Raw genomic sequence first — 11985 nt, forward strand, 5'->3', positions numbered from 1 at the left:
GGCGCACTCATTCAGGTGAGGAGAAAACGCGATGACCATCATTGCTCCCGCGTTTCAACAAGACACAGCGTCTGATCCGCGTGATCCGCTCGGTCGACTGCAGCGCTTCTTCGATCCCGGAACTCTTCTTCCGCTCCACCCGCGCGACAAGTCGGGTGTGCTCGCCGGCATCGGCGAGGTAGACGGTGTCCGCACCGTGGCCTACTGCTCCGACGCCACCGTGATGGGTGGCGCGATGGGCGTCGACGGGTGCAAGCACATCGTCGACGCGATCGACACCGCCATCGACTCCAGCCTGCCGATCGTCGGCATCTGGCACTCCGGCGGCGCCCGTCTGGCCGAGGGTGTCGAGGCCCTGCACGCCGTCGGCCTGGTCTTCGAGGCCATGGTCCGCGCGTCCGGCCTGGTCCCGCAGATCTCGGTGGTCGTCGGCTTCGCCGCCGGTGGCGCCGCCTATGGTCCCGCGCTCACCGACATCGTGATCATGGCCCCCGAGGGCCGCATCTTCGTGACCGGCCCCGACGTCGTGCGCAGCGTGACCGGCGAGCAGGTCGACATGGCCACCCTCGGCGGACCGGCGACGCACGGCAAGAAGTCCGGCGTCACCCACATCGTCGCCGACGACGAGGCCGATGCGGTGCACCGCGCGCGGCGCCTGGTGTCGATGTTCGCCGAACAGGGCGAGTTCGATCTGGTCGCGGCCGAGCACGGCGACGTCGACCTCAAGGCGATGCTGCCGGAATCGGCCAAGCGCGCCTACGACGTGAAGCCGATCATCCACGAGCTGCTCGACAACGTCGACGGTGAAAGCTCGTTCGAGGAACTGCAGGGCGGTTACGCGCGCAGCATCGTCACCGGTCTCGGCCGGTTGGCCGGGCGCACCGTCGGCGTGCTCGCCAACAACCCGATCCGGCTCGGTGGTTGCCTGAACTCCGAAAGTGCCGAGAAGGCGGCGCGTTTCGTGCGGCTGTGCAACTCCTTCGGTATCCCGCTCGTCGTGCTCACCGACGTCCCGGGGTATCTGCCCGGCGTCAGCATGGAGTGGGAAGGGGTGGTGCGCCGCGGTGCGAAGTTGCTGCATGCGTTCGCTGAAGCGCGCGTGCCCCGGGTCACATTGGTCACCCGGAAGATCTACGGCGGTGCCTACATCGCGATGAACGCCCGTGCGCTGGGTGCGACGGCGGTGTACGCGTGGCCCGGGTCCGAGGTCGCGGTGATGGGGGCCAAGGCTGCGGTCGGCATTCTGCACAAGAAGGCTCTGGCTGCCGCGCCCGATGACGAGCGGGAAGCGTTGCACGAGCGCCTCACTGCTGAGCACGAGCGCATTGCGGGTGGTGTAGAGCGGGCTGTTGCGATCGGTGTGGTCGATGAGGTGATCGATCCGGCCAAGACGCGCAGTACTATCGCCGCCGCGCTGGCTGCGGCTCCTTCGCGGGCCAGTCATCTGAAGAACATTCCGCTCTGAACTGAGCGACCAGCTGGGCCCCGGGGTACACCCCGGGGCCCAGTTTCGTTGTCCTGTAACGCTTCTCCCGAACCGCAAACGGCAGCAAAATCGGCACGGAATCCCAGGGTTTGCGAGCAACAGCTGCACTCGTTCTCGGGATCCGCACTCTCTGCGGGTGCCGCGTGACCCCGAGGTAGTGCGGATCGTTGACGACTGGCGAGGTGGGGCCGTCGGTAGCATCGGGAGGTGCGCTATGAAGAGCTTGCCGACGTGCCGTGTTCCATCACGCGGCCGCTCGTGATCTTCGGCGATCGGTGGACGTTGCTGATTCTGAAGTTCGCGTTCTCGGGGATTCGGCGGTTCAACGGGTTTCAGAGTGCGCTCGGTATCTCGCGTAGTCGGTTGCAGGACCGGCTGGATCGGCTGATCGAGCACGAGATTCTGGTGAAGCAGAAGGCTGCGGTGGGGGCGCACGAGGAGTACCGGCTCACGCAGAAGGGGCATGACATCTACCCGATCCTGATGGCTATCCGGGACTGGGGCGATACGTACATGGCGCCCGATGGTGCGCCGGTGCGCTACACCCATCAGGGGTGCACGGGTGAGGCGCACGCGGGGCTCGAATGCGATGTGTGCGGTCAGGAGCTGACGGCGCGGGATGTGGTTCCGGAGCCTGGGCCGGGACTCCTCGAATCGGATCAGTCCGTGAACCAGGTTGCTACCTGATCCACGTCCTCGCGTGAGGTGCGGAAGCTGTTGATCGGATGCTCGGTGTCCGGGTAGCCGAACGAGATGCCGGCGACCACCCGGCGGTTGTCCGGTATGCCGAAATAGGTGCGGATAAACGGCGCGTACGACGCCAGCGCCGCCTGGGGTGCCGCGCCGAGGCCGAGGCTCTGCGCGCCGAGCAGGAAGTTGCCGATGTACAGGCCGCAGTCGACGGCGCCGTAGACGCCGAGATCGGCCTCGGTGGTCACGATCGCCACGTGCGGTGCGTCGAACAGTGCGAAGTTGCGTAGCGCCTGGCGCATCGTCTGCTCGCGGTCGCCCTTGCCGATGCCGACACTGTCGTACAGCCGCAGACCGCACTCGCGCCTGCGGTCCCGGAACACACCCGTGTACTGCGCGGGGAACGCGAAATCCGGCTCCGGCGTTGCGGTTTGGATGTGGGTGAGCAGTTCCTCGCGGAAGCGGTCGGTGCCTGAGCCCTCGGTCACCACGACCTGCCACGGCTGAGTGTTGCACCACGAGGCGGTGCGCTGTGCCACCCGCAGCAGCTTCTCGATGACCTCGTGCGAGACGGGATCGGCGCGGAACTGCCGACAGGTCCAGCGTTCGTCGAGCAGCCTGGCCAATGCCGTGTACTGCTCGGTATCCACATCGGCTGTCGTCATCCCGCTCCTCGATTTTGGTTCTATTTTGAGACTGAACGCTAGCATCGAAAAGGTTGTGGCGGAATGGGGCCGAACCTCGCGGCATTACGGCGAACAGCCGCACAGTTTGTAGGTTCCCGCACGCCGACTTGCCGCACTGACACGCGTGCGGATGTCGAAGAGGGCGCGGGTGCGGTGGTGCGGGCGGGGGCCACCGTCGAACTGGGCGGTCGGATGGAGTGCTGGCATTGCCGGGTCATGAGCTCTCTGACAAGGCAGAATCCAGCGCATGGCTTTCGGAGCCCCCGCCGCGCGGGATCGCAAGCGGCACGGTCGGCACTACACGCCGCCGGTGCTCGCGCGGTTTCTGGCGCAGCGGCTGCTCACACACGTGCAGCGGCCGGAATCCGGGGTCTTGCGAGTGCTCGATCCGGCGTGTGGTGACGGGGAGCTGTTGTTCGCGCTGCGGGACGAGGCGGCGATTCGGCTGCCCGGGGTTCGGGTGGAGTCGACCGGGTACGACCTGGACGCTGCGGCGCTCGCGGTGGCGCGGGCGCGGGACGCGGGAGCCGGTGTGGACTGGCATGTCGGGGACTTCCTCACGGCGTCGCACGAGCTCGCGGCGGCATCGTTCGACGCCGTGATCACGAACCCGCCGTATGTGCGGACCCAGCAGTTGGGTGGGGCCACCGCGCAGCTGCTCAGTAAGCAGTTCGGGTTGCGCGGGCGGATCGATCTGACGCATCCGTTCGTCGCGACGCTGCCGCGGCTGCTGTGCCCCGGTGGTGCGCTGGGGTTGTTGTGCGCCAACAGGTTCCTGACCACCAAGGCGGGCGCCAACATTCGGCGGTTGCTGCTTGCCGAATTGGCGCCGGTCGAGTTGTACGACCTGGGGGACACCAAACTCTTCGAGGCAGCTGTACTGCCCGCGATCACCATCGCCACGCGTACCGAGTGCGGCGGGGAATGCCGTTACGCCTCGGCATATGAGACGGCTGTCAGCGAAAATGCCTCGGACATAGACCTTTTTGACGCGCTGACCGGCGACCGCTGTAGCCTCGTCGCGCACAATGGGCGAACTTTCGCGGTGGAGGTCGGCACGTTGGTGACGGGCCAGCCGATGCTGGAAAAGTCTGGAGCGCAGGAGTTTTCTGCCGCCTGCGTCGGGGCGGGCGTTGCTGGGCAGAGCGAGCCCCTCCGCCCACTGCTGTCCGCCGCCGCAGCGCCGTCAGCGCAGCTGCTGTCCTTCGCGCCGCAGCCTGCCGCCGAACTACCCTTGGCCGCAACGCCGTCCACCCAACCCGTGTCTGCCGCGCCGCAGTCGGTTGCACCGCTGTCTGCGACACCGCCGTTCGCCCCAGCCCCATCACCCGCATCGCCAGCGGCTCCGCTTCGCGCAATCGTCCGGCGCACAGCGGAACCCGAGACCGCGTGGCGCATGTCCAATGCCGAGGTCGATGCCTGGCTCAACGCCATCGCCGCGGCGACCTGGAAAACGTTCGGGGAGGTTGGCCGGATTCGGGTGGGTATCAAGACAACTGCGGATCGGGTGTTCATCTCGGATCGGTGGGCTGAGGTCGAGCCGCCTCCCGAACCGGAGCTATTGCTCGAGTTGATCACGCATCATGATCTCGAACCGTGGCGGATCGTCCGAGCGAGCGACACCCGCGTGCTGTATCCCTACGACTGCCGTCAGCCGCGTCGCACTCCGATCGATTTGAACGAATTCCCCTGTGCTGCTGAGTATCTACGCACCCATAAGGACACGCTGTCCGCTCGCCACTACCTCGGCGCGAGCGGGCGCGAATGGTTCGAGATCTGGGTGCCGCAGCGTCCGCAGTTGTGGTGTGAGCCGAAGCTGGTGTTTCCGGATATCAGTGATCGGCCGCGGTTCGCGCTCGATCGGTCGGGTGCGGTGGTGAACGGTGACTGCTATTGGATCTCGCTACCCGATCTGGCCGGGACGCCGTCCGACGCGGATCTGCTCGCGTATTTGCTGATGGGCGTGGCGAATTCGGCACTGGGGTTGCGGTTCTACGACACGGTATGTGGGAACAGGCTGTACTCCGGCAGGCGCCGGTGGATCACGCAGTACGTGGCCCGGCTACCGCTGCCGAATCCGGGTTCGACGTCTGCGGTGGCCGTCGTCGAGCTGGCGCGCGAGTTCGTCGACGGCCGGGTGCCGGATGCGGCCGCGCGGGCCGAGCTGGACGAGCGGGTGGCGGCGGCGTTCGGGGTGTCGCTGCCCGCGATCTGAGCGCTATGCGGTGACGTGCACGCCCACCATGGGCAGCAGGGTGCGGCGGGCGAACTCACGGGCGGCGTCGCGGTCGGCGACCGGAATGAGCCCGTCGGGGGTGAGGGCGAGGGAGAGTGCGAGCCGCGCCATGATCTCGGCAACCAGGTCGGCGTCGAAATCGTGGGTGTTCTCGGTGTCGCGCAGTTCGCGCAGCTTTTCGGCCAGGTAGCCGCGGCCGACGGCGAGGATCGGCCCTGCGTCGGTGGTGAGCCGGGGCAGGATCAGGTCCGGTTCGGTGCGCAGCAGGCGGCGCAGCAGCTCGTTGTTGGCGATGGCGGTGATGAAGGCGACGAAGATCTCCACCAGCTGGTCCTCGGAGCCGCTGACGGCCCGTACCTGCTTGTCGATCATCGTGACGAAGCGCTGCGCTTCCCGCACACTCACCGCTTCGACCAGCTCGTTCTTCGATTCGAAGCGGCGGTACAGGGTGGCGGGGCTGATGCCGGCACGGCGGGCGATCTCACCCATGCTGGTCCGCTTGATGCCGAAGTCCAGGAAGGCCGACAGCGCGCTTTCCAGGAGCTTCTCGCCGTCGGCGACGGGCTTGTCCAGGATGCGCTGCAGCATGGGCGGGACACTTGGCATCTGGTCTCCAGTCGATTCGTGCGAGGGCCGGCGTGCGGGATGGCGTCGCGACGGTGCGGGTGATGGACCTTCATTATTTCACCGGCGTCCGGCGGCTCGTCCGAGGATCGCCGGATTGGCGTCCAGGTCGCGCGTCCAGCTTTGTCTGGTTAGCCTTTGTGGATATCCGATTTGGATGTCGAGTGGGCTGGAAAGGGTTGAGCCGTGGCATATTTCGCGAACCGGGTGGTGGCGATCACGGGGGCGGGCTCCGGCATCGGCCGCGAACTGGCCCTGGCCTTGGCCGCCGACGGCGCCCTGTTGGCGCTGTCGGACAAGTCGGCCGACGCCGTCGCCGAGACCGGCGCACGCTGCGCCGAGGTGGGCCATGAGCCGACGGTGAGCACGCTCGACGTCACCGACCGGGCAGCGGTGCTCGCCCATGCCGCGGCGACCGCCGCGCGGTACGGACGGGTCGAGGCACTGTTCAACAACGCCGGAATCCTGCATGTCGGCAGTGTGGCGGACTCACCGTTCAGCGATTTCGAGCACGTGATGGACGTGGACTTCTGGGGAGTCGTCAACGGCACCAAGGCTTTTCTGCCGTATCTGCTGGCCGCCGATCGGGCGCACGTGGTCAACATGTCCTCGGCGTTCGGGTTGGTGGGCGTGGCGCAGCACGCGCCGTACAACTCGGCGAAGTTCGCGGTACGCGGGTTCACCGACTCGTTACGCCAGGACATGCGGGCTGCGGGCGGCATGGTGCGGGTCACCGGGGTTTATCCCGGCGGCGTGCTCACCTCCATCGCGCGGTCGGCGAGCGTCGCACCCGGCATCGACGCGGCGGCGGTCGCGCGCCGCTTCGAGGGGCACGTCGCGCGCACCAGCCCGGCCGCGGCGGCCAGGACGATTCTGCGTGGCGCCGCCCGCGGTGAGGCGAAGGTGCTCGTCGGACTGGACGCCCTTCTTGTGGACCTGGTCACAAGGTTCGCCGGCTCGTATCACGAACGGGTGCTGGACATGGTATTTCGTTCCTGACCGTGCGCACCCGCGCGGTCGGGAACGGATGATGGTGAAATGGCAACTGGTCGAACGCTTCTCGTCATGGAGTCCAATCGGACGCGATCGATCGGACACGATTGATGGCGAAATGGATCCTGGTCGAATGCTTTTCGGGCGTGCCGGGCAAGGTGATCGCGTTCGGTGCCACGCCGAAGTCCTTCGTGCCGCTGCGCAATATCGTGCGCAACCCGCTGTCGCTCGCGGACGCGGAAGCCGCTCTCGCGCAGGCCTGCCGGACCCGTGAACCGGTCGCGTGCGTGTCGACGGACGGCAGGCGCACGGTGCGGGCCGAGCCGCTGCTCATCACGCCGGAGCGGGCGCATGCCGTCCGCCTGTGGGTGGGTCCGGTGCGGGAGTCGCTGCCGCCGCGAGAACCGGTGGGGGCGTGGTACTTCAACCTCACCACCAATCGGTCGGTGCGTAGCGTGGATCTGCTCGATCTGTACGGTGTCGCGCCCGAGGACCGGGCGGCCGAGGTTGCCATCGCGGGGGCGTTCACCCGCTTGGTCACCAATCGGGACGAGAGCGAGGCGCTGGCGAAGATCGTGAACTCCGCGCCGGGTACCGAGCATCAAGCGGTGTGGACCGTCCGCCGCGACGACGACGCCTTGCGTGCAGGGCATTTCGCCTGCCGGATCATTATCGAGCCCGATGCCGACGGGCATGAGGAGGTCTTGTTCCGCGGCGTGACCCAGGACATCGGTGCCGCGACCGCGGTGCCCTCGGCGCCGCCGCCGATGATCCTGGAGTATCAACTGCTGGAGGCCTCCACGGCGCCGGGGGAGTACCGGGCCATCATGAATCTGCGTTCGCTGCAACTGATTCGGTGGATCGGGCCGCCGATGCCGGATATCGCCTGGGCGGATCTACCCGGTCAGCCCGCGCCACAGATCCATCCGGACGATCTGGTCGCCGCGCAAGCCATGTCGCGGGAGTTGGCGCGCCACCGCACGGAGGGCACGGTACGACTGCGCCGGGTCGATGGTGGCTGGCAATCGGTGCACGTGCGGGCCGCGCTGATGGCGCTGGATCAGCACACCACGGCCGGGCTGGCCACGGTCACCGCCGTATGATCCGCGGTGACCGTGGGATGGCGATCACTGGCGCGGTAAGTCCAGCGCCGCCATCTCCTGCTCGATCGCGTTGGCGGCGAAATCCACACCGCTGGAACGCAATTCGTGGACTCGTCGCTGTAATGCCTCGATGCCGCCCGGCTGGGCGGCAATGTCGGCCACGCTGATCCGCCCCGTGGACCGGTGCATACTCGACTGCATGTACGCCATCATCGTGAAACCTCCTGCCTGCACGCTTCTGCGCCCACCGACCCAGGTGGGTTGACCACTGCGCTACAAGCCGCACGACAACCGTGTCGGCAGGAGACCCCGGGTCACCGGGCACGCTGGCCGAATGTTATCAGCGATTCCTACTGGACGCTTGATCAGTGTGTGCTGTCTCACACCTCTTTTGCGGCACGGTGATTCGCCGTGTTGTGTAGGTACACAGCCCCATTCAGCCTAATGCCGTCCTGCTCGGCCTCGCTGAGCTCACGCCGGACCTTGCCCGGCACTCCGGCGACGAGCGACCCGGGCGGAATCTGCGCGCCCTCCGGAATAAGCGCGTTGGCCGCGATCAAACTGCCCGCGCCGATCACCGCGCCGTTGAGCACGGTGGCGCCCATGCCGACGAGCACGTCGTCGCCGACCGTGCAGCCGTGCAGGATCGCGTTGTGCCCGACCGACACTCCGCTGCCGACGGTGAGCGGGAAGCCGGGATCGGCGTGCAGCACGCAGCCGTCCTGGATGTTGGTCCGCTCGCCGACGCTGATCTCTTCGAGGTCCCCGCGCAGCACGGCGCTGTACCAAACGCTGACCTCGGCCGCGAGCCGTACCCGGCCGATCACCGTTGCGTTCGGCGCGACCCACGCCGCCTCGTCGATCTCCGGGGCGAACTCACCGATCTGAATCCTCATGCCGACGAACCTAGCCGTGCTCCCTGGAACAACGCGCGGTGGGCGGCCGGGCTGGTGCCGAGGATGCGGTGGAAGTGGTGGCGCAGGCTGACTGCGGTGCCGAAGCCGGTGTCGGTGGCGATGCGGTCCATGGTGTCGTCGGTGGTTTCCAGCAGCAGCCTGGCGCGGTCGGTGCGCTGGTGCAGCAGCCACTGCTGCGGGCTGTTGCCGGTGCGATCGCGGAAGCGGCGGGTGAAGGTGCGCCGCGACATCAGGGCGACCCTGGCCCAGCCGTCGAGGTCGATCGATTCGCCGAGATGTGTTCGCGCCCAGACCATTGCGCGTTCGATGGGGTCGTCGTCGGCGGCGTCGGGGACCGCGATCGGGATGTACTGGGCCTGCGAGCCGCTGCGGTGCGGCGCGGTGACCAGGTCCCTGGCCAGTTCGGTGGCCACGCGGCTGCCGAGGTCGGTGCGTACCAGATGCAGGCAGCAGTCGAGGGCGGCGGCTACTCCTGCGGAGGTGACCACGTCGCCCAGGTCGGACCACAGGGTGTCGGCGCGCACCCGGACCGCGGGGAAGGCGCGGGCCAGTTGGGCGGCGGCCGCCCAGTGGGTGGTCACCTCGCGGCCGTCGGCCAGCCCGCTGGCCGCCACCGCCCAGGAGCCGAGGCAGAGGCCGACGATCCTGGCGCCCGCCGCGTGCGCCTGATGCAGGGCGGTGCGGAGGTCGTCGGAGACGGGCAGGTCGCATTCCCAGGCCGGGATCACCACCGTGTCCGCCCGGATCAGCCGGTCGAGTCCGTGTCGCACCTCGATGTCGAAACCTGCTGGGGTACGCAGACTTCCGGGCTTCTCGGCGCAGACGTCCACCTGGTACAGCGCCGGTCCGTGGACGCCGACGCGGCCGAACACCAGGCTCGGTACGGACAGGTGAAAGGGGCTCATGCCGTCATAGGCGAGGACGGCTACGGTGTGCATGGCCCGATTTTAGCGATAGGCGGCTCTCGGGCCACTGTCGGGTGTGTTGTCGGGTTGACAAGCTCGATGACATGACCAATCAGCTCGATGTTCTGCACATCGGTGGACCCACCGTCCGCCTCCGTTACGCGGGCCACACCTTCCTGACCGACCCCACCTTCGACGCGCCCGGCGACTACCCGGGTCCGGTCACGTTGCACAAGCTCACCGGTCCTGCGGTGCCCGCCGACCAGGTCGGTCCGGTGGACGTCGTGTTGCTCTCGCACGACGAGCACGCCGACAACCTGGACAACTCCGGGCGCGAATTCCTGAAGTCCGCGCAGACCGTGCTCTCCACGCCCGGTGCCGCCGAGCGGATCAATGGTGTTCGGGGACTGGAAAATTGGGAGACCGTGACAATCTCCGGCATTCGGATCACCGGCGTGCCCGCGCTGCACGGCCCCGAAGGCTGCGAGCCGTTGACCGGGGTCGTCACCGGGTTCGTGCTGCAGGCCGACGGTCAGCCGACCGTGTACGTCTCGGGTGACAACGCGTCGGTCGATCGGGTCGCGCAGATCGTCGAGCGGATCGGCCGGATCGATGTCGCGGTGCTGTTCGTCGGCGCGGCCAATGTCGGGCACTTCGGCGATACCGATCTCACGCTGAACGCGCGCACCGCCGTGCAAGCCGCCGAGGTGCTCGGTGACGCCGTGATCGTGCCGGTGCACGGCGAAGGATGGGTGCATTTCAGCGAGACGCTGGATCGGCTGCGGCGGCTGTTCGAGTACGCCGGGCGGGACAAACAGTTGCTGATTCCGCCGCTCGGCGTGGAGATCGCCGTCTGATCAACTTGCGCAGAAACCGCTCGTCGGCGGGCGGTCTCATGATCATCGTGTGCCGCCCGCGCGTCGTTCGTGGCGTGTGCCCGTTGCGGGGTCCACGATGGCGGTATGAGGATCGGAGTTCCACGGGAGGTCAAGGAGCAGGAGTTCCGGGTGGCGCTGACGCCTGCGGGCGCCGGGGAGTTGGCGGCGCAGGGACACGAGGTGCTGATCCAGGCCGGGGCGGGGGTCGGGTCGCGGTTCGCCGACGCCGACTATGCGGCCGCGGGGGCGCGGCTGGTGCCCTCCGCCGACCAGGTCTGGCGGTCGGCGGAGCTGGTGTTGAAGGTGAAGGAGCCGATCGCCGAGGAGTATCCGCGGCTGCGGCGCGGGCAGGTGCTGTTCACCTACTTGCACCTGGCCGCGTCCCGGGAATGCACCGACGCCATCCTGCGTTCCGGGATCACCGCGATCGCCTACGAGACCGTGCGGGCGGTCGACGGGTCGCTGCCATTGCTCGCGCCGATGAGCGAGGTTGCGGGCAAGCTCGGGGCTCAGGTCGGGGCGTATCACCTGATGGCGCCGCTGGGTGGGGCGGGCATGCTGCTCGGTGGGGTGCCGGGGGTGCCGCCCGCCGATGTGGTGGTGCTCGGCGGTGGGGTCGCCGGGTCCAACGCGGCTGCGGTCGCCGCTGGAATGGGTGCGCGAGTTACCGTGCTGGACACCAACTTGCCTCGGTTGCGTGAGTTGGATGCTCGGTTCGATGGGCGGATCGCCACGGTCTCGTCGAATGCCGCCGAGATTCAGCGGGCCGTTTCCGCCGCCGATCTCGTCATCGGGTCGGTGCTGGTGCCAGGGGCTCGTGCGCCGAAACTCGTGTCCGACGAGCTGGTCGCGCAGATGCGGCCCGGTTCGGTGCTGGTCGATATCGCGATCGATCAAGGTGGCTGCTTCGCCGGGTCGCACCCGACCACCCACGCGAATCCCACCTTCCGCGTGCACAATTCGTTGTTCTACTGTGTCGCGAATATGCCGGGTGCGGTGCCGCCCACGGCTACCGTCGCGCTCACCAACGCCACCTATCCATACGTTCGCGCCATCGCCGAGCTCGGTTGGAAAGAGGCGTGCGCCGTCCACCACGATCTCGCGCACGGTGTGACTGCGGACGCTGGTCGGCTGTTGTCGGTGGAAGTGGCTGCGGCGCATGGGTATACGACGCCGCAACCGGTGGGGCTGGCGGGCTGACCGCACGCGTTCGCCCGGCCGTCACGCACTGACTGGCCGATTGATGATCGAGCACCAGTCGGTGGCCCACTCGTGGCGGCGTAGGTCTCTCAGCGGAAACGAGCGCGCGAGCGGCAACGGAGAAGCGGACCGGCAGTGGCTGGTGTGGCGCTACCTCGGGGCCCTGACGCCGAGGCCGACGCCACTACCGCCACCGACGCCACTACCGCCACCGCCACCGACGCCACTACCGCCACCGCCGCCACTGCCGCCACCGACGCCACTGCC

General features: G+C 67.8%; 12 protein-coding genes. 7 read left to right on the forward strand and 5 right to left on the reverse strand.

Annotated features, from left to right (window positions below; translation table 11 throughout):
* The first annotated feature begins 31 nt into the window (after positions 1-31).
* The gene (locus NN4_RS22525; protein WP_147134771.1) at positions 32-1465 is read left to right on the forward strand and encodes an acyl-CoA carboxylase subunit beta; all 1434 of its coding nucleotides are present in this window, start codon (positions 32-34) and stop codon (positions 1463-1465) included.
* 228 nt (positions 1466-1693) lie between these two features.
* Entirely contained in the window at positions 1694-2173 is a 480-nt protein-coding gene (locus NN4_RS22530; protein ID WP_147134775.1) for a winged helix-turn-helix transcriptional regulator, read from the forward strand.
* Here the strand turns inward: NN4_RS22530 and NN4_RS22535 are convergent.
* Complete coding sequence (locus tag NN4_RS22535; protein ID WP_147134779.1) at positions 2146-2841, reverse strand: nitroreductase; 696 nt, start codon at positions 2839-2841, stop codon at positions 2146-2148. The two genes, NN4_RS22530 and NN4_RS22535, sit on opposite strands and share 28 nt — an antisense overlap.
* Before the next feature lie 268 nt (positions 2842-3109).
* Between NN4_RS22535 and NN4_RS22540 the strand changes: the two genes are divergently transcribed.
* A complete protein-coding gene (locus NN4_RS22540) occupies positions 3110-5077 on the forward strand; it encodes an Eco57I restriction-modification methylase domain-containing protein (protein ID WP_147134782.1) in 1968 nt (655 codons plus the stop codon).
* Between the two features lie 3 nt (positions 5078-5080).
* On the opposite strand, the gene NN4_RS22545 is transcribed toward NN4_RS22540, so the two are convergent.
* Positions 5081-5704, reverse strand: coding sequence for a TetR/AcrR family transcriptional regulator (locus NN4_RS22545; protein WP_147134785.1), 624 nt, complete (start codon positions 5702-5704; stop codon positions 5081-5083).
* Between the two features lie 204 nt (positions 5705-5908).
* Here NN4_RS22545 and NN4_RS22550 point away from each other — a divergent pair, with 204 nt between their 5' ends.
* Complete coding sequence (locus tag NN4_RS22550) at positions 5909-6721, forward strand: SDR family NAD(P)-dependent oxidoreductase (RefSeq protein WP_147134788.1); 813 nt, start codon at positions 5909-5911, stop codon at positions 6719-6721.
* Between the two features lie 104 nt (positions 6722-6825).
* Positions 6826-7818, forward strand: a complete 993-nt coding sequence (locus NN4_RS22555; RefSeq protein WP_147134791.1) for a GAF domain-containing protein — start codon at positions 6826-6828, stop codon at positions 7816-7818.
* Between the two features lie 24 nt (positions 7819-7842).
* Here the strand turns inward: NN4_RS22555 and NN4_RS22560 are convergent, their stop codons facing one another.
* The 3 genes from NN4_RS22560 to NN4_RS22570 all read right to left on the reverse strand — a co-directional run bounded on the left by NN4_RS22560 (position 7843) and on the right by NN4_RS22570 (position 9673).
* Positions 7843-8031, reverse strand: a complete 189-nt coding sequence (locus NN4_RS22560) for a hypothetical protein (protein ID WP_228541426.1) — start codon at positions 8029-8031, stop codon at positions 7843-7845.
* Positions 8032-8198: 167 nt separating this feature from the next.
* The gene (locus tag NN4_RS22565) at positions 8199-8714 is read right to left on the reverse strand and encodes a gamma carbonic anhydrase family protein (protein WP_107655025.1); all 516 of its coding nucleotides are present in this window, start codon (positions 8712-8714) and stop codon (positions 8199-8201) included.
* Complete coding sequence (locus tag NN4_RS22570; protein WP_147134794.1) at positions 8711-9673, reverse strand: GlxA family transcriptional regulator; 963 nt, start codon at positions 9671-9673, stop codon at positions 8711-8713. The genes NN4_RS22565 and NN4_RS22570 overlap by 4 nt, the downstream gene beginning before the upstream one ends.
* 71 nt (positions 9674-9744) lie before the next feature.
* Here NN4_RS22570 and NN4_RS22575 point away from each other — a divergent pair, with 71 nt between their 5' ends.
* Positions 9745-10497 carry an MBL fold metallo-hydrolase gene (locus tag NN4_RS22575; protein ID WP_147134797.1) on the forward strand — a complete coding sequence of 251 codons (753 nt, stop codon included), beginning with the start codon at positions 9745-9747 and terminating at the stop codon, positions 10495-10497.
* 105 nt (positions 10498-10602) lie between these two features.
* Positions 10603-11718 (forward strand): alanine dehydrogenase, encoded by a 1116-nt coding sequence (gene ald, locus NN4_RS22580; RefSeq protein WP_147134800.1) that lies wholly within the window; start codon positions 10603-10605, stop codon positions 11716-11718.
* Positions 11719-11985 lie beyond the last annotated feature (267 nt).

Origin of the sequence: Nocardia ninae NBRC 108245 (genome assembly GCF_007990755.1) — a bacterium.
GTDB lineage: Bacteria > Actinomycetota > Actinomycetes > Mycobacteriales > Mycobacteriaceae > Nocardia > Nocardia ninae.